Consider the following 18,041-nt stretch of genomic DNA (forward strand, 5'->3'; position numbering starts at 1 on the left):
GCAACGCCGCTATTATTGGTTTCGGCACCATTCGCTCCATGAGCCTACATAAAGTTTAGGCAGGGGCAAACCGGCGGCAGCTATTGCCAATAGCGTATGGCAGGCAGTAACACCGGAGCCGCAGTGTACGATACTGTTTTCTGTGGTATGATCTTCAAAAACTGATTTATATTTTTCCCTGAGTTTCTCTGGGGAAAGAAACAAGCCGTCCCCATCCATATTGTCCTTAAACGGGATGTTAATTGCTGACGGGATATGCCCGGCCACAGGGTCGAGCGGTTCGGTAAGGCCCAGGTAACGGTCGGTATCGCGCACGTCTATAATGCAACTCGTGCCATTTTTTGTGGCGTTTCTTACTTCATTAATGTCCGCCATGGGCAATTGCCAATTCGTTACAGGGTAAGCGATTATTGGTTTAGAAATTTCAATACCTGGACTCAGTTCGATTCTCGCCGCCTCTGCTGCCTGCAATCCTCCATTCAGCACCTGCACTTTAGCATGCCCCACTGCCCGCAGCATCCACCAGAAGCGTGCCGCGGCATTACTGCCTTGTTTGTCGTCGTACACTATAACATGGCTTTCGGGCGTGATGCCCAAATTACCCAACAGTTTTGCAAAGTCATTAATTGATGGCAACGGATGCCTACCGCCATGTGCGGCATCGTCGGGTACGGCTGCAAGGTCGTTGTTGAGGTCGACGTATAGTGCGCCTTTAATGTGCTTTTGCTGGTAGCGGGTAAAAGTTGGTTGGCCTGAACCGGCATCGATAAGGATGGGGTTTTCTTTTGATGAAAGAAGTTCTGAAAGCGTGATTAATGGTGAGTTGTTTTCCATACTAAAGTATTGCGTTCTTCCATTTCGACGATAGAAGAAATCTCAAGTTTTAAATCGAGATTTCTCCATTCTGCTGCGCTCCAGTCGAAATGGAAAACTGAGTAGGCTATTTCCTGCGTTACACCTGTATAAAAAAGCCCCAGCGACTGCCGGGTCTTCATAAAATTTATTTCTTCAATATCTTGTTATACTCGGCTGTATTAGCCAGCAGTTCGGTGGCCTTTTTAATTTCGGCATTGCTGGTGGTGTAATATTTATACAGGCCTTCCTTATACTGGTAGCGTTTTATAAGTTCATCGGTAAGCAGTTGTTTTATTTCCTGTTTATTAGCCGCCAGCTCTTTGTCTTCACTGTTTTTTACCGCGGTAAGAAGGCTGTTGTACTCGGCTTTAATGCTGCCGTCTACCTTTTCCTTCTGGGCAATAACCAGCAGGTCTTTTACCGCCTTTTCGGTTTCGGTGTCAAACTCAAACTTCTCCTTTTTCAGGTAGGCCTTAAAGGCATCAAAATCGGCATCGGTAATGTTCGGAATCTTATCACCCAGGTTAGGGTTTTTGTAGTAGTATTGCGTAGCGAAGTTAAAAATACCATCCTTACGGTCCAGCGCGTCGGCTATGGCGCTGTGCTTGCTTTCTTCAAGCACTACATCGGGCAGTATACCGCCGCCGTCATATACCGTGCGTCCGTTACGGGTTTTAAAGGCGTTGTAGTTTTTAGCATCAATGCGAATGGCTTTACCATCGGCATCTTTGTGGGTATAATCCAGCGCCTGTATGCCCCGGCCCGAAGGCGTATAATAGCGCGAAATAGTAACCTTTACCTGGGTGCCATAGGTAAGGTCGATAGGGCGCTGTACCAGGCCCTTGCCAAAACTGCGGCTGCCAATGATAACGGCACGGTCAAGATCCTGCAGCCCACCCGATACAATCTCAGATGCCGAGGCACTGTGCCCGTCTACAAGCACTGCCAGCGGAATATCAAGATCTACCGGGGGGGTGTGGGTTTTGTAGGTATTGTTGTATTTTTCGTTCTTACTCTTGGTCGTAACAATGGTTTCGCCCTCTTTTACAAACAGGCCACAAATGTTGATAGCCTCGTTAAGCAATCCGCCGGGGTTACCTCGCAGGTCGAGTATGATACGCTTCGCTCCCTTGCTTTTAAGGTCTAACAAAGCTGCCTTAGTTTCGGTTGTGGTTTTGCCGTTAAACTGTGATAACACTATATAACCAGTTTCTTTATCTACCATGGTAAAATAAGGCACAGCGTGCAGGTCTACCTCGCTCAGTATAAGGTCTGTCGTCATGGTTTTGCCCTGGCGCAGGTATACCAGCGTCACCTTAGTGTTTTTAGAACCTTTAAGAAGTTCGCTGGCATCCTCTTTAAAGTCGGCCAGTTTTACATCGCCTATCTGTATGATTTCGTCACCGGCTTTAAGCCCGGCTTTATCGGCAGGATAATCTTTGTACGGCTCCTTGATGATTAGCTTACCCTCTTTACGGGTTATGAGCGCGCCAATACCGGTATACTCACCCGTGTTGTTTATTTTAAAGCGTGCGACATCGGCCTCGTTAAAATAGTTTGTGTAGGGGTCAAGGTCTGCCAGCATGCTTTTGATGGCCTTATCCATCAGCTCACCGGGATTGGTCTCGTCTACATAATTGGTATTAACCGTTTTATACAGCGTGGTGAAAATTTCTATCTGCTTGGCAATTTCAAAGAAATCGTCTTTATAGGTAAAACCCACGGTGGTAAACAACACTACGGTTGCCACCGCCGGGAGTACGTATTTTTTCTTTAGTCTTTTAAACATCATTTTTTCTTTTTCTGGTTCTTCTTTTGTAAATGAAATAGGCTCCTACGAAAATAACGATTATCGGCCATATATTAAGCAGTACCAGTAAAAAACCTGATAAACCGTTAAAGCCGGACTTGATAGCGGCCCAGGCCTTGCCGAAATACGATTCGGTAACCGCTTCACCGGTTTCGGTAATTTTATAAAATTGAATGGTAACGGTACTCATAGAAACCCTGCTGCGGATGTACCGGAGCCTGCCTTCTGCCGCGTCAATCTCCTGGCGAATGGCCGATATTTCCTGCTCTATTTTCAGCATGTCGTCTACCTTGGTGGCTTTGCGTAGCATATCATAGTACCGCTCTTCCAGTACTTTCTTGGCTTTCATGCGTGCCTCTACATCAATGTACTCCTCGGTAACATCTTCGGCTGTTATGTCCCTTTTCTCAAAATAGCTTACCCCTTTGCTTATCGCAGCTACAAAGCCCTCAAAATTACCGGACGGCAGGCGCAGGGTCATTGTACGGCTCAACTCGTTATATTCTTTTGACTGCGAATCGTTTTGCAGCAGGCCATTATATTTTTTCAGGGCCGCGGTAATGGTAGCCGCTGTGGTGTCGAGGCTTTTGGTTTCAAAGCGCAGGTCGGCATTTTTAATGATCTGCTGCGCCTGAGCGGGCTTCTCAACGGTTGTGGCATCTGCCGATTCATCTTTAGCTACCGGTGCATTCTGTACGGTTTCCGCTTTGGCCTCATAGGTTACGTCGGCAGCAGCATTTGCTTCCTCCCCTTTTTTGCAGCCCATTACCGCCAGGGCAATAAGCAATGCGCATACTGTTCTTTTCATGTTGGTTGGTATATTTAGCTGTAAAACGCTAAAGTGTATAGCATTAGTATGTTACTCAGCTTTATTTGCAAATCCCTCCTGGATAAGGAATTTCTGGAATAGCTGTACGGTCTTTTCGGTAATTTCCTGATGGGTAAGCCGGTCTTTAGTCTGGTAAAAAAACATGATAGCGTAGGGCTTGTCTATCGCATCAAACAATATATGCTTGTTGTGGCGGTAGGCTTCGCGCAATACACGTTTGAAGTAATTGCGGTCGTGCGCGCGCTTAAAGTGTTTTTTAGAAACCGACACCCCCATTTGCAACGGCGCGCCCTCGAGCGAATCCAACGGCACATACACCAGCCGTAGCGGGTACTTTGACACCGACTTGCCCTGCGTAAACATATCGCCTATCAGGTTGCGGCTCTTGAGCTTTTCGGCTTTTGGGTAGGTATAGCGTTTAGTCTCCATGCGGAGGCAAAGGTAATGTTCTTTTGTCTTGAAACAAATTCAACATTTTTTTACATTCCGCATATTACATCCCTAGCTTTGCGTCTCTACGGCTTTGCGTGAGATATGACTTAATAGCGAAATTTTTACCACAAGGGCCACAAAGATTTTTTCACAAAGTGCACTAAGCAAACCGCCTTTGGCGGAAGAACACGAAGCTTTACTTCGTCAGTTCGTCTTCGCCTCGGGTGTGTTCTTTAGTACACGACATACTACCCATACAGCTTTGTGTTCATCGTGAAAAATCCTTGTGTCCTTTGTGGTAAAATATAATTACTAAAACAAAAAAACTGCCCCGAAAGGCAGTTCTTCACTATTTAAAAACGGATAAATTCTTATAAATCAAAACCCATATTTACGCCCAGCTTGCTGGCGATGAGTTTTGTAATGCGCTGCTTAAGCTCCGGTATGCGGATACTGTCGATTACCTCGTTGCTAAAGGCATACATAAGCAGGGCCTTGGCCTCTTTTTTAGGGATACCACGGCTTTGCAGGTAAAACATCGCGCTTTCGTCCAGTTGGCCTATGGTACAGCCGTGCGAACATTTTACGTCATCGGCAAATATCTCAAGCTGAGGCTTGGCGTTTATGGTCGCTTTGTCGCTTATCAGTATATTGTTGTTCTGCTGGAAAGCATCGGTTTTCTGCGCTTCTTTCTCTACGTATATCTTCCCGTTAAAAACCCCGGTGGAGTTTCCGTCAAAAATACCTTTGTAGTTCTGGTGGCTTTCGCAATTAGGAGTGGCGTGGCGCACGAGGGTAAAGTGGTCTACCAGCTGCTTGTCGCCAATGATGGTAATACCCTTAAGCGTACTCTCGATGTGCTCGCCCTGGTGGTAAAAATTAAGGTTGTTGCGGGTAATGTTGCCGCCAAACGAAAAAGTATGCACAGAGGCGTTGCTATTGCGTTTTTGGGCGATGTAGGTATTATCTACCAGGTTTGCCGTTTGCACGTCGTTCTGAATCTTGTAGTAATCAACATTACTATATGGCTGCGCGAATATTTCGGTAACGCTGTTAGTAAGCACCGGGTTGCTGTTAAGGCTCTGGTGGCGCTCTATAATTTGCACGTGCGCGTTTTCGCCCACAATGATAAGATTACGAGGCTGCAACATAAGTGCGGCTTCGTTTCCGGTGGAAAGATATAATATCTCCACAGGCTTATCGGCCACTTTGCTTTTAGGGATGTTAATGAATGCGCCCTCTATAGCAAACGCGGTGTTAAGCGACGTAAGGCTGTCATCGGTATTAGCAATTTTATTGAAGTAGGTATCTATAACCTCTTTATATTTTGGTTTGGTAAGCGCACTGCTCATAAGGCACACATCAAGACCGTCATGGGTAGTACTGCTTAAAAATGAGCTAAAAATACCGTCTACAAAAACAAGTTTGTAGGTATCTATCTCATGGAGAAAATATTTTTTTACATGCCCCGGGTAGTCTATAGCGTTGTCCTGCTTAGGGAACACACTAAAGTCGTTCTTAAGCACGCTGTTTAGCGACGTATATTTCCAGGCCTCCTCTTTTTTAGTAGGGAAGCCTTTATTTTCAAAGTTCTTAATGGCTTCGGTACGGATGTCATGCAGTGATGTGGTAACATCTACACGCTCCTCAAAAGCCATAAAAGACGATAATAGTTTTTCTTTAAGGTCCATAGTTTAGTTTCAGGTTTCAGGTTTCAGGTTGCTCACTCAAACCCCAAATCATCCTCATTATTTGGTTTCAGGTTTAAAGTTTCAGGTTGTTTACTCAAACCGTACTATTTGTTTCAAGTTTAAGGTTTCAGGTTACTGAAATTTAATCCCTTTAAAATCTTTTTTATTTAGGTAACTTATAAAATTACTTATTTTGCCACTCAACTTTTCGTAATCTGCTACTAACAATTCCAGGTTTTCTGCGGAAATATAATTGCAATCATATATCCTGTAAAGCTGTGAACGTGCTTCTCCGGCAGAGCCTTTAGCAATTGATAAAAACTGCCGGAACTCAAGGTTACCGTCTCTTTCAAAGCCTTCAGCAATGTTATCCATAACAGAACCTGAAGCACTTTTGACCTAGCTCTTTAGCCTAAAATCATTTTTTAGTTCTGTTTCAATTGAAATTAGGTGAATCTCTTTTGCAAGGCGCCTCGCTTCTTTCCATATCTCTAGTTCTTCAAACCGTTTAATTGTCGCCATGCTATAATCAACTTTAAAAACAACTTTAAACCTGAAACCTGAAACTAAAAATTAATTTTCCGCTTTAATCCAGTCGTAGCCTTTTTCTTCAAGTTCGTAGGCCAGCTCTTTGCCACCCGATTTTACAATTTTTCCGTTGTATAGTACGTGCACAAAATCCGGAACGATATAATCAAGAAGGCGCTGGTAGTGCGTGATAACAATAACCGCGTTGTCTTCGCTGCGCAGTTTGTTTACACCATTTGCTACAATACGGAGCGCGTCGATATCAAGGCCTGAGTCCGTTTCATCAAGGATTGCCAACTTAGGCTCCAGCATGGCCATCTGGAAGATCTCGTTACGCTTTTTCTCCCCACCCGAAAAGCCCTCGTTTAGCGAACGCGACAAAAACTTACGGTCGATTTCAAGAAGCTCGCTCTTCTCACGGATCAGCTTCAGCATTTCGTTGGCCGGCATTTCTTCCTTACCGTTTGCCTTGCGGGTCTCATTTATAGCAGTTTTCATAAAGTTAGTTACCGATACACCCGGAATCTCCACCGGGTACTGAAACGAAAGGAACACACCTTTGTGTGCGCGTTCTTCCGGGGCCAGTTCGCCTATGTCTTCACCTTCAAGGAGTATTTCGCCATCGGTTACCTCATAGTTTTCATTACCGGCAATAACCGACGAAAGGGTACTTTTACCCGAGCCGTTAGGCCCCATTATGGCATGTACCTCCCCGGCCTTAACCTCAAGGTTGATGCCTCTTAAAATATCTTTGTCTTCTACCCTGGCATGCAGGTTCTTAATTGTAAGCATATTCGTTCTGTTGATTCTTTATGTTTACGATATGTTATAAATTATAATATCGGTTTCTTCTTCTGCTCTTGCCAATTGTCTATCAGCGGTTAATAATGGAATGCCTAAATAAGCCGCTGTTGCTAATACAATACTGTCGGGCAACTTAAATTTATATTTTTTTCTTATTGAAATCGTATAATCTTTTACCGAAGCGGTTAGTTCGACAATTTTTACTGTTTTCAATAAATTCTTGATTTGAACAAAATCATATTCAGTAAGTTTTGAATAACTTAGCAATTCAATTTCGGAAATCGAAGAGATGTAAACATCTTTACCCTGAATATAATTCAGGGTATTTGCATCTCCATTTAAGATATATAGGATTATATTAGTATCAACAACTAACTTATTCCCACTCATCTCTCATTTCTTTTTGTATTTCAAGTGGGTCTTTGTCAAACTTCACTGTTCCAAGAAAAGCTTTTGCATCAAAACCTTTTTTAACAGGTTCTGTTGTTTCGGCATTTTTTATTTCAATACCAAAAGCTTCGGCAATCGACTTTAAAACCGGTAAATGCTTGTCCTCGACATTTTTAAGAATTAAATCCATAACTTTTCAAATTATCTCATTTTCAAATTACCCCACCGATCCTTCTAACGAAATCTCCAAAAGCTTCTGCGCCTCCACAGCAAACTCCATTGGCAGCTTGTTTAGCACCTCTTTACTAAAGCCGTTCACTATTAGTGCAATAGCTTTTTCTGTAGGGATGCCGCGCTGGTTGCAGTAAAACACCTGGTCTTCACCAATTTTACTGGTCGTGGCCTCGTGCTCTATTTTGGCCGAGGTGTTTTTAGATTCTATGTATGGGAACGTATGCGCACCGCAGTTGTTGCCCATAAGCAGCGAGTCACACTGAGAGAAGTTACGCGCGTTATCGGCACGGCTCCCTATCTGTACAAGGCCGCGGTAGCTGTTTTGCGACTTACCGGCAGATATACCTTTAGATATAATGGTACTCTTAGTGTTTTTACCAAGGTGAATCATCTTGGTGCCCGTATCGGCCTGCTGGTAGTTATTGGTTACGGCAATAGAGTAGAACTCCCCTACCGAATTGTCTCCCTTAAGCACACAACTTGGGTATTTCCAGGTAACGGCAGATCCTGTTTCTACCTGGGTCCAGCTTATTTTTGCATTGGTTTCGCAAAGGCCGCGCTTGGTTACAAAATTATAAACCCCGCCTTTACCCTCTTTATTTCCCGGGAACCAGTTTTGTACAGTACTGTATTTTATTTCGGCATTGTCCATGGCTATAAGCTCTACCACAGCAGCATGCAGCTGGTTTTCGTCGCGGCTTGGCGCGGTACAGCCTTCCAGATAGCTTACATAGCTGTTTTCATCGGCTATTACCAGCGTACGCTCAAACTGGCCGGTTCCTGCCTGGTTAATACGGAAGTACGTGCTCAGCTCCATCGGGCAGCGCACCCCTTTAGGGATGTAGCAAAAAGAGCCATCGGTAAATACCGCCGAGTTTAACGCTGCATAAAAGTTATCTTTTTGTGGCACAACAGTGCCGATGTACTTTCTTACAAGTTCCGGGTGTTCTTTAATTGCTTCGGATATAGGGCAGAAAATAATGCCTTTTTCGGCTAATGTTTTCTTAAACGTAGTAGCTACAGAAACTGAGTCTACTACAATATCAACAGCCACATTATTCATCATTTTTTGTTCATCTACAGAGATGCCCAGTTTTTTGTACATGGCCAAAAGCTCCGGGTCTACATCGTCAAGCGTTTTACTTGGGTCGGCTTTCTTAGGCGCCGAGTAATAAGAAATGGCCTGAAAATCAGGCTTGGCATAATGAACGTTTGCCCAGGTTGGTTCCGTCATCTGCTCCCACGCACGATAGGCCTCAAGGCGCCACTCGGTCATCCATTCCGGCTCTTCCTTTTTTAGCGAAAGCGCACGTATAACTTCCTCGCTTAACCCTATGGGAAACGTGTCGCTCTCTATATCGGTATAAAAACCGTACTCGTATTCTTTATTTTCGAGCTCGATCTTTAAATCATCTTCGGTATACTTACTCATTCTTTTTTTGTTTCAGGTTTAAGGTTTAAGGTTTAAGGTTGCTTACTCAAACGTAAAAACAAGGCTGAAATAGTATTTATTTAATGGGTTCATTTCAGGCGGCTAAGCAACTTTAAACCTGAAACGTTAAACTTTAAATTCGCTAAAGCGAGAAGCTCTCCCCGCAACCGCAGGTCCTGCTGGCATTAGGGTTATTAAAAACAAAGCCTTTGCCGTTAAGCCCGCCGCTAAACTCAAGCACAGTACCGGCAAGGTACAGCACGCTTTTTTTGTCTACGGCTATCTTTACACCATTGTCTTCAAACACTTTATCCGTTTCGCTCAGCGCGTTGTCAAATTTTAATTCGTATGACAAGCCTGAACATCCTCCACTTTTTACACCCACCCTTATATAATCGGTTTGCGCGTTAAAGCCGTCATCCTCCATGAGCATAATGGCCCTTTTCTTTGCTGAATCAGATACTTTTATCATAACTTAATAATATATAATTAGTCTAAATTTAGTGCAAAGATACGGCATTTTTATGTAAAGCAATATCGGCTACATATTTTGTATACATATCAGTATAAGCAATAGTTATACATAAAATTATAAAAATGGAGCCCTCATAAATATTGATTAACGCCTTAACGTGTTAAATTAATAAATTAGTAAAGCCTCCCGAGGGAGGCTTTACCGCACTGTTTGTTTGTGGAACTGATATATAGAAAGAAAATATATCCATTAATTAGTTTGCCGGTTTATGTACACCCAGCCCGTGGTGCTTTGCCCCATTTCAGGCTCTACCACGTAAAAATAAGTGCCGGTGGGCAACTCGTTATTGTTGTCGGCCTGGCCGTACCATTCGTTTTTGTAGTTGTGGCGGCTGTATACCTCAAGGCCATAGCGGTTGTAAATAACCAGCTTGCGCACCTCCAGGAACGAAAGGTCAAAACTATCATTTAGCGTGTCGCCATTTGGAGAAATGCCCCGGGGTATCATGCAGTCGCCTTTCGTGATGGCAATAGGCACAATGCTTACACAGCCCGCAGCGCTCTCAGCCCGCACATATACTGTTTGTGCTTCCCCTGTAAATATATACTGCGTGGTATCGGCCAATGCGTCCGCAGCATTTTCAGCATTGCTTTCGGAGGCGTAATAGGTAAGCACCACATCCCCGGAAACACCTTCTACGGCTGCGTTAAGGTTAAACGGTGGGCAGCCGGCAATAGAAAATGATATTGCCGATAACGGCGCTTCGTTAACTTTAATATCAAATTGGCTAACTGCATAGCAATCGCCGGAAGTTATCCTCGTGTAGATAGTTTGTGGGTTTGTGCCGTTGGTGAAGCTGCCTGCATTGGCAATGGCATTGGTGTTTGCATCGGCGTCCTCCAAAGAAATAAAGTAAGCAACTGTTGCGCCGGGCTGGTTTTGCAATAACGCTGCATTCTGGGTAGTTAGATCAAACACCGTACTACCACCGCTACCACATAGCTGCAAATCGGGTACCGCAACCGCAACCGGGGCTGGGGTAACGTTAAGTTCAAATTCGCTAACTGCATAGCAATCGCCGGAGGTTATCCTGGCATAAATTGTTTGCGGGTTTGCGGTATTTGCAAAACTTGCAGTGTTTGCTATGGCATTGGTGTTTGCATCGGCATCCGCCAAAGAAATAAAGTACGCAACTGTTGCGCCAGGCTGGTTTTGAAGCAAGGCCGCATTTTGAACCGTTAAGTTAAACGCCGTACTACCACCGCTACCACATAGCTGCAAATCAGGTACTACAACCGATAACGGCGCTTCGTTAACTTTAATATCAAATTGGCTGACCGCATAACAATCACCGGAAGTTATCCTGGCGTAGATAGTTTGTGGGTTTGTGCCGTTGGTAAAGTTGCCTGCATTAGCTATGGCATTGGTGTTTGCATCGGCATCCGCCAAAGAAATAAAGTACGCAACTGTAGCGCCGGGCTGGTTTTGAAGCAAGGCCGCATTTTGAACCGTCAAGTCAAATGCCGTACTACCACCGCTACCACATAGCTGTAAATCGGGCACTGCAACCGCAACCGGGGCCGGGGTAACGCTAAGGTTGAACTGGCTAACCGCATAGCAATCGCCGGACGTTACCCTGGCGTAGATAGTTTGTAGGTTTGTGCCGTTGGTAAAGTTGCCTGCATTAGCTATGGCATTGGTGTTTGCATCGGCGTCCGCCAAAGAAATAAAGTAGGCAACTGTTGCGCCAGGCTGGTTTTGAAGCAAGGCCGCATTTTGAACCGTTAAGTTAAACGCCGTACTACCACCGCTACCACACAGCTGTAAATCAGGTACCGCAACCGCAACCGGGGCCGGGATAATAGTAAGGTTGAACTGGCTGACCGCATAACAATCACCGGAAGTCACCCTGGCATAGATAGTTTGCGGGTTTGTGCCGTTGGTGAAGTTGCCTGCATTAGCTATGGCATTGGTGTTTGCATCGGCGTCCGCCAAAGAAATAAAGTACGCAACTGTAGCGCCGGGCTGGTTTTGCAATAACGCTGCATTTTGAACCGTTAAGTTAAACGCCGTACTACCACCGCTACCACATAGCTGTAAATCGGGCACTGCAACCGCAACCGGGGCCGGGGTAACTTCAACATCAAATTGGGTAATGATATGACAATCAGAAGCCGTATCGGTTATCCTTACATAAATTGTTTGCCCCGCAGAGGTAAAAGCAGCGGGGTTTGCTATTGCATTGGTACTCGTATCGGCGTCCGTTGCTGAGGTATAGTAGGCAATGGTGTAAATATTGGCGTCAAGCCCGGCCATAATAGTGGCCTGCTGGGCGGTAAGGTCAAATACTGCAGTGGTACCGGTTACTGCACACTGGGCAACATCCTGCGGCGGGGTAAAGGCAATACCACTACCGGTAACCAAAACCTGGGCTGTTACGGTTTGCACGGCATTATTGCTCGTTACATCAGCCGTTACGGTATAGGTGCCCGGCGTGCTGAAAACGTGGTACCCCAGGTTAGAAGTATTATCTGCGCCGCTGGCCGGGTCGCCAAAATTCCAGGCCGTAAGGGTAACATCAGGAATACGCAGCAGGCTGAAGGAAACTTCGTTGCCGCAGTTTTCATCAAATAAGATGCCCGACTGAAAATAGCTTTGGTTAAACGTAGGGAGGCCAATGCTATCGCCATCAGTCAGTGTCAGTACATTAGTTGTAAACCCGGCTGCCAGCCCTGCATTATTGGGGTTGCTAATGGCAACAAGTGTGTTTAACCCCGTTGAATTCATGGTATATATTTTGCCGTCAGGGCCTAATTGCAGTGCACACATATACCGGCCGTTATACTGGCCTATTGTAGTTGCTGATGCCGCGATAGCGCTTTCATTTCCGGCATCAAGGTCGTATTGGTATATTTTAACGATTGTAGTACCTAACGCACCAACAAACAGGCGATTGCTGTCGGCAACATAAAGGTACCGGCTGTTAGGGGAAAATTCTATTCCGTATCCGGCATTTGTAATTTGTAAATGCCTCATATTTGAAACCTGTCCCGTAGTATTGTCAAAATCAAAAATTTCTATTTGGGCATTAACTATAGAAGACCCAAAAACATCTCCCGAATCCTGCACTGCTGCAAGCCGGGTGCCATCGGGCGATGCTTTAAGCTGCCCTGCGGGGCCATCGTTGATATACGAACCTTCGAAGGGAGTAGCCGTGGTGTAGGAATATCCTATGGCGCTTGTAACCGGTGTTTCTGCAATCCCAGATTCATCTACCAGGTAGGCAATAAACTCGTTGCTGGCCGAGCGGTGCGATATTACCCATATACGCTCTTTATCAGCATGGTATACGGCTGTAATTTTTTCCACACGTGCATCATCGGCAAGCACTATATTCTTGTTTGCGGTAACGGCGCCCAGGCCGCTATCCAGAGACATATCAATTTCAGAATATACCAGGCCGTTTTCCAGCGCAATGTTAAACAGGTAATAGATGCCGGGAGCCCCGGGTTTTGGCACTATGATGCCCGATTGCGTAGAACTCTGGCTACCGCTAAGTATATTGTCGCCGTTTAGCATCTGTACATGGTTTTTATTCCATACCGTTCCGTTTGAGGCATAAAACAGCAGCTGCCCGTTTTCGTCGCTCATTACGGCGGTACCTTCCATTACGCTGGTTTGCCCGCCCTCCGCATATTGTGGGCCGCCTCCTGCAAAGCTCAGCCCCTGGTTAAAGCTCCAGTACCAGTTGTCCGCCTGATGGCCCGTCCAGAGCCCGTTTTGCCACTGGGCATGCCCGGCAACGGAAAGCAGTAAGGCAGCCAGGCAGATTAATTTATAATGTGTTGAATTCATGAGGTTAGGTAAATTTATGTTTGTGTGGGGTCAAGTTAAACTTATCTTAAATACGTTTATACCCGTATTTAGAATTACAACGTTTTCGGCGGTTTGTTGTGGAGATATCAGTTAGTATTCGTTTTTGCATTCGCTACTTACAGGTTCTATATATGTTGCCGCTGCGGGAATTTCCCTGTTATAAAAAAGTTGAGATATAGAGGTAACTGGAGGTACAATATATCCCATGTTAAACCTTAATCGTAATCATAACATAGGAAGGCATCCGTATTTTATTTCGTAACTTTGTACAAAATTCTATGCATTATGGATGCAACACACAACGTAGATACACTGCAACTGTTCGATATAAACGCCATTAGGGCAGATTTCCCAATACTTAACCAAAAAGTAAACGGCAAGCCCCTGGTGTATTTTGACAATGCTGCCACGTCACAAAAACCGCAGGTAGTTATTGACGCTATTACACAATACTACAGTACAATCAATGCCAACATACACCGCGGGGTTCACACCCTGAGCCAGTTAGCCACAGACGCTTATGAGGCATCACGCCAAACGGTTCAGCAGCACATTAACGCGAAGCATTCGCATGAGGTACTGTTTACCAGCGGCACCACACACGGCATTAACCTGGTAGCCAGCGGGTTTACACAGTTTGTAAAAGCGGGAGACTATATAATGGTATCGGCACTGGAGCACCATAGTAACATAGTGCCCTGGCAGATGCTTTGTGAGCGCACGGGCGCTACACTTCAGGTTATCCCCATGAACGAAAAGGGCGAACTTATTATGGAGGAATTTGACCGCCTTATATCAGAAAAAACGAAGATTGTGGCGGTTAACCATATCAGTAACGCGTTGGGTACCATAAACCCTATAAAATATATTATAGACAGGGCACACGCCTCTGGCGCCGCAGTATTTATAGACGGGGCCCAGGCGGCACCGCACCTCAAGCCGGATGTACAGGCGCTCGATGCTGATTTTTATGCCTTTAGCGGACACAAGACCTGCGGCCCTACCGGCAGCGGAATTTTATATGGTAAAGAAGAATGGCTGGAGAAACTCCCTCCCTACCAAGGCGGCGGCGAAATGATAAAAGAAGTTACCTTTGAAAAAACCACCTACGCCGGGCTGCCCCACAAGTTTGAGGCAGGCACACCGCATATAGAGGGCGGCATAGTGCTGGGCACAGCTATAGATTATCTTAACGGCGTGGGTTTTGATGCCATAGCCGCTTACGAGCAAAACCTTTTAGAGTACGGTAATCAAAAACTTTTAGAAATAGATGGCATGGAACTGATAGGCACCGCGGCTGAAAAAGCTTCGGTAATATCGTTTAATCTTAAGGGTATACACCCGTATGATGTGGGCACGCTGGTAGATAAAATGGGCATTGCGGTGCGCACCGGCCACCACTGCGCGCAGCCCGTTATGAACGCTTTTTGCATACCCGGCACCATAAGGGCATCATTTGCCTTTTACAATACTAAAGAAGAGATAGACGCGCTTGTGGCGGCCGTAAAAAAGGCGCAGATGATGCTGAGTTAATTAGTGGCAATATTTTTGCTAATTTTATGTTGAAGATTGAAATTTTCACAGAGATACACGGAGGAGGCACAGAGATTCACAGAGTTGCCTTCATCTGTTTTTAAAAATTTAAAATTCTCTGTGAGCCTCTGTGAAAAACTCCGTGAAACTCTGTGTATAATTAAAACATAAAATGAAAAAAGCACTTTCAATTCTGATACTACTTACAGTAACCATGGGCTGCTGTTCGTCAAAAAAAACAGCCCAAGCTTCAACAGACCGTAAAGGCCAGGGGCTACAGTTTGAATATACCGCCTTAACCAGGGGCAGTTATAAAAAGGTTATTGCCACAGCAGAAGGCCTTAAGGTTACAAACGGCAGGGATGCAGAGCCACAAAACGTAGCTATAAGTACAGCCGACTGGAACAATATGGTGGATTTTTACCAAAAAAATATAGAGAAAAAACTCAGTGGCCTGCAGGATCTTGAAGCGCCCAGCAAAAAACACCAGTACGACGGCGCGCTTGCAGCTACGTTTACGGTAATGATAGGCGACCAGCTGTTCAGGACCCCAACGTTTGACCATGGCAACCCGCCAGCACAGGTTAAAGGGCTGGTAGATGAAATGATAAGGCTTGCGGGAATGGAGACAAATAAATAAACATGAAGATTAAAGAGATACAGGACGAGATTGTAGATGAATTCTCGATGTTTGAGGAGTGGGACGAGCGTTACCAGTATGTAATAGACCTGGGTAAAACGCTACCGCTGATTAATGAGCAGTATAAAACTGAGGATAACATCATTAAAGGCTGCCAGAGTAAAGTATGGCTGTATGCAGAACAGCAGGGCGGCAACATAGTGTTTACTGCCGATAGCGACGCGATACTTACCAAGGGCCTTATTGCCATAATGATACGCGTATTTAGCAACCAGAAGCCTGAGGCTATACTGGAGGCTGATACAGGTTTTATTGACGAGATAGGCCTTAAGGAACACCTTTCGCCCACGCGTGCTAATGGCCTTGTAAGCATGGTAAAACAAATAAAAATGTATGCACTGGCCTTTAGTGCCAAAAACTAATAAATTATGGAACAGGAAATTGATACCGCCCAACTGGGGGAAGAGATAGTAAAGGTACTTAAGGGCATTTATGACCCTGAGATACCTGTAGATATTTATGAACTTGGCCTTGTGTATGACGTAATGGTTAATACCGACCGTGAAGTAAAAATATTAATGACACTTACCTCGCCCAACTGCCCTGTGGCAGAAAGCCTCCCTGCCGAGGTAGAGGAAAAAATAAGGAAAATAGAAGGCGTGGTGGCCGCTGAGGTAGAAATAACATTCGACCCGCCCTGGACCCGCGACCTTATGAGCGAAGAAGCCAAGCTGGAGTTGGGGATGCTTTAATTGAGTCGAAAGTTTGAAAGTCGAAAGTATATAAAGTTCGCATCGAACAGGCGCAGTTTTCCCTGGCAATACCTTCACTCTGATGCTTTTGTTCGAGTGAAGCTATTCCCCTCTTGAGAGAGGTTAGGGGTGTGTTACTGCAATCGGGCAATTTAAATCAGCCTCGTTAAAAAAAAATTCATATGAAACCCGAAATAAATACAGAAGACGAAATTGTAAACCGTGTGGCTAACAGCGCCCTCCAGGTTTTTGACCTTGAAGATTATTATCCCGAAGGAAAGCGGTTGACACTCGACATTTCCGGATGGTTGTGGGAAGGTTTTGTACTGCGTGAAAAAGATTTTCGCGAAGCGCTTAAAAACCATGACTGGCAGCAGTATGCCGGGGCATATGTGGCGGTGCAATGCAGTACCGATGCCATAGTGCCCGCATGGGCCTACATGCTTATAACTACATACTTACAGCCCGTGGCCAAAAAAGTAATACAGGGAACGGTAGCGCAGCTTGATGTGCTTATTTACCAGGAAATTTTAGACGGGCTTGATTATACACCCTATACTGATAAACCGGTTATTATAAAAGGCTGCTCACGCAAGCCGGTACCGCAGGAAGCCTATGTAATGGCTACCCAAAAGATAATGGCGGTAGCTAAAAGCATCATGTTTGGCGAGGCGTGCTCGTCGGTACCCCTCTACAAACGCAGATAGTCATTTTTTACATTAAAAAACCTACACGCGGCTAAGGCACGGTGTTTGCAGTAAATTTGAGAAACCTACTTGTCATGAAAAAAATACTTTTACTATTTGCGTTCAGCCTTTCCGCTTTTACCTCCTTCGCACAGGACAATCCGGTTAATGAGGCAGAGGCAGATAACGATACCATAGGCCCGTGGACTAAAAAGGGCAACGCATCGCTTATGTTTAACCAGAGTACTTTTGATAACTGGCTTGCCGGCGGCGAGAACAACATATCGGGTACGCTTGGGCTTAATTATGACTTTAATTATAAAAAAGGTGCCTGGAGCTGGGACAACAAGCTAATAGCCTCTTACGGCATTATAAAAACGCGCAACAGCGCCTTTGCCAAAAAAACTGATGACAGGCTGTACTTTAATTCGGTGGTGGGCAAGCAGGCTACAGGACGCTGGATGTATACCGCGTTTTTAAACTTCAGGACACAGTTTACTAAGGGCTATTTATATGAGAATGATGAAAACGGCGCCGAAACCCGCGAGGAATATACAAACTTTATGTCGCCTGCTTATGTGCTGGTAGGGCCGGGTATGCAGTATACCCGCAATGAAAACTTTAAGATAAACCTGTCTCCCGCTACCTCTAAATTTACCTTTGTAGATAAAAACTTTACATTGCCCAACGAGGCGTATTTTGGCGTAAAAGAAGGGGAGAGTATGCGCTATGAGTTAGGTTTTAATGCTAACCTGTATTACAAGCTGGACATCATTGCCAATGTAACTTTTGAGAACATAGTAAACCTGTATTCAAACTACCTGGAAGACCCGCAAAATGTGGATATCGACTACCAGCTGAATATAGTAATGAAAATAAACCGCTACCTTACCACAAACCTTAGCTTCCAGACCATTTATGACGACAATGCCTACCAGGGCTTCCAGGTAAGGCAGGTGTTTGGCGTATCGGCTAATTATGGGTTTTAGGCTGCGCCGTTAATTTGTTAATTCGATGATTCGTTAATTCGGTTTGCTCCAATCCAAACATCCGAGTGAAGCCCCTGCCTACTGC

18 protein-coding genes and 1 pseudogene are annotated in these 18,041 nt (G+C 45.0%); 6 read left to right on the top strand and 13 right to left on the bottom strand.

Going from position 1 to position 18,041, the window contains the following annotated elements; all coding sequences use genetic code 11:
* Positions 1–12: 12 nt before the first annotated feature.
* The 13 genes and pseudogenes from ACLI09_RS00140 to ACLI09_RS00200 all read right to left on the bottom strand — a co-directional run bounded on the left by ACLI09_RS00140 (position 13) and on the right by ACLI09_RS00200 (position 13,335).
* Complete coding sequence (locus ACLI09_RS00140) at positions 13–834, bottom strand: sulfurtransferase (RefSeq protein ID WP_411417547.1); 822 nt, start codon at positions 832–834, stop codon at positions 13–15.
* A complete protein-coding gene (locus tag ACLI09_RS00145; protein ID WP_411417548.1) occupies positions 813–995 on the bottom strand; it encodes a hypothetical protein in 183 nt (60 codons plus the stop codon). Before ACLI09_RS00145 ends, ACLI09_RS00140 begins: the two co-directional genes overlap by 22 nt.
* A 5-nt stretch (positions 996–1,000) precedes the next feature.
* Positions 1,001–2,644 (bottom strand): S41 family peptidase, encoded by a 1,644-nt coding sequence (locus ACLI09_RS00150; protein ID WP_411418001.1) that lies wholly within the window; start codon positions 2,642–2,644, stop codon positions 1,001–1,003.
* The gene (locus ACLI09_RS00155; protein ID WP_411417549.1) at positions 2,637–3,473 is read right to left on the bottom strand and encodes a DUF4349 domain-containing protein; all 837 of its coding nucleotides are present in this window, start codon (positions 3,471–3,473) and stop codon (positions 2,637–2,639) included. Before ACLI09_RS00155 ends, ACLI09_RS00150 begins: the two co-directional genes overlap by 8 nt.
* Positions 3,474–3,524: 51 nt before the next feature.
* Positions 3,525–3,923, bottom strand: coding sequence for a ribonuclease P protein component (gene rnpA / locus ACLI09_RS00160; protein WP_411417550.1), 399 nt, complete (start codon positions 3,921–3,923; stop codon positions 3,525–3,527).
* Between the two features lie 374 nt (positions 3,924–4,297).
* On the bottom strand, positions 4,298–5,617 hold the full coding sequence (gene sufD / locus ACLI09_RS00165; protein ID WP_411417551.1) for a Fe-S cluster assembly protein SufD: 1,320 nt from the start codon (positions 5,615–5,617) through the stop codon (positions 4,298–4,300).
* A gap of 132 nt (positions 5,618–5,749) precedes the next feature.
* Positions 5,750–6,139: pseudogene (locus ACLI09_RS00170) on the bottom strand (four helix bundle protein).
* A gap of 51 nt (positions 6,140–6,190) precedes the next feature.
* Positions 6,191–6,937: a Fe-S cluster assembly ATPase SufC gene (gene sufC / locus ACLI09_RS00175; protein ID WP_411417552.1), complete on the bottom strand. Its 747-nt coding sequence runs from the start codon at positions 6,935–6,937 to the stop codon at positions 6,191–6,193.
* Between the two features lie 24 nt (positions 6,938–6,961).
* Complete coding sequence (locus ACLI09_RS00180; RefSeq protein ID WP_411417553.1) at positions 6,962–7,339, bottom strand: PIN domain-containing protein; 378 nt, start codon at positions 7,337–7,339, stop codon at positions 6,962–6,964.
* Positions 7,326–7,529 carry a hypothetical protein gene (locus tag ACLI09_RS00185; protein ID WP_411417554.1) on the bottom strand — a complete coding sequence of 68 codons (204 nt, stop codon included), beginning with the start codon at positions 7,527–7,529 and terminating at the stop codon, positions 7,326–7,328. The genes ACLI09_RS00180 and ACLI09_RS00185 overlap by 14 nt, the downstream gene beginning before the upstream one ends.
* Positions 7,530–7,556: 27 nt before the next feature.
* Complete coding sequence (gene sufB, locus ACLI09_RS00190; protein ID WP_411417555.1) at positions 7,557–9,005, bottom strand: Fe-S cluster assembly protein SufB; 1,449 nt, start codon at positions 9,003–9,005, stop codon at positions 7,557–7,559.
* Positions 9,006–9,147: 142 nt separating this feature from the next.
* Complete coding sequence (locus ACLI09_RS00195; RefSeq protein WP_411417556.1) at positions 9,148–9,477, bottom strand: HesB/IscA family protein; 330 nt, start codon at positions 9,475–9,477, stop codon at positions 9,148–9,150.
* A gap of 252 nt (positions 9,478–9,729) precedes the next feature.
* Positions 9,730–13,335: a gliding motility-associated C-terminal domain-containing protein gene (locus tag ACLI09_RS00200; RefSeq protein ID WP_411417557.1), complete on the bottom strand. Its 3,606-nt coding sequence runs from the start codon at positions 13,333–13,335 to the stop codon at positions 9,730–9,732.
* 339 nt (positions 13,336–13,674) lie between these two features.
* Between ACLI09_RS00200 and ACLI09_RS00205 the strand changes: the two genes are divergently transcribed.
* From ACLI09_RS00205 to ACLI09_RS00230, 6 genes are all read left to right on the top strand, one after another.
* The gene (locus ACLI09_RS00205; protein ID WP_411418002.1) at positions 13,675–14,889 is read left to right on the top strand and encodes an aminotransferase class V-fold PLP-dependent enzyme; all 1,215 of its coding nucleotides are present in this window, start codon (positions 13,675–13,677) and stop codon (positions 14,887–14,889) included.
* 172 nt (positions 14,890–15,061) lie between these two features.
* A complete protein-coding gene (locus ACLI09_RS00210; protein WP_411417558.1) occupies positions 15,062–15,529 on the top strand; it encodes a hypothetical protein in 468 nt (155 codons plus the stop codon).
* A 2-nt stretch (positions 15,530–15,531) separates the two neighbouring features.
* Positions 15,532–15,951, top strand: coding sequence for a SufE family protein (locus ACLI09_RS00215; RefSeq protein ID WP_411417559.1), 420 nt, complete (start codon positions 15,532–15,534; stop codon positions 15,949–15,951).
* A gap of 6 nt (positions 15,952–15,957) precedes the next feature.
* Complete coding sequence (locus ACLI09_RS00220) at positions 15,958–16,281, top strand: SUF system Fe-S cluster assembly protein (protein ID WP_411417560.1); 324 nt, start codon at positions 15,958–15,960, stop codon at positions 16,279–16,281.
* A 182-nt stretch (positions 16,282–16,463) separates the two neighbouring features.
* Entirely contained in the window at positions 16,464–16,988 is a 525-nt protein-coding gene (locus ACLI09_RS00225; protein ID WP_411417561.1) for a DUF2480 family protein, read from the top strand.
* A 74-nt stretch (positions 16,989–17,062) separates the two neighbouring features.
* Positions 17,063–17,956, top strand: a complete 894-nt coding sequence (locus tag ACLI09_RS00230) for a DUF3078 domain-containing protein (RefSeq protein ID WP_411417562.1) — start codon at positions 17,063–17,065, stop codon at positions 17,954–17,956.
* The last annotated feature ends 85 nt before the right edge of the window (positions 17,957–18,041 follow it).

The sequence above is a fragment of the Flavobacterium sp. RHBU_24 genome, from assembly GCF_046613695.1.
Classification (GTDB): domain Bacteria; phylum Bacteroidota; class Bacteroidia; order Flavobacteriales; family Flavobacteriaceae; genus Flavobacterium.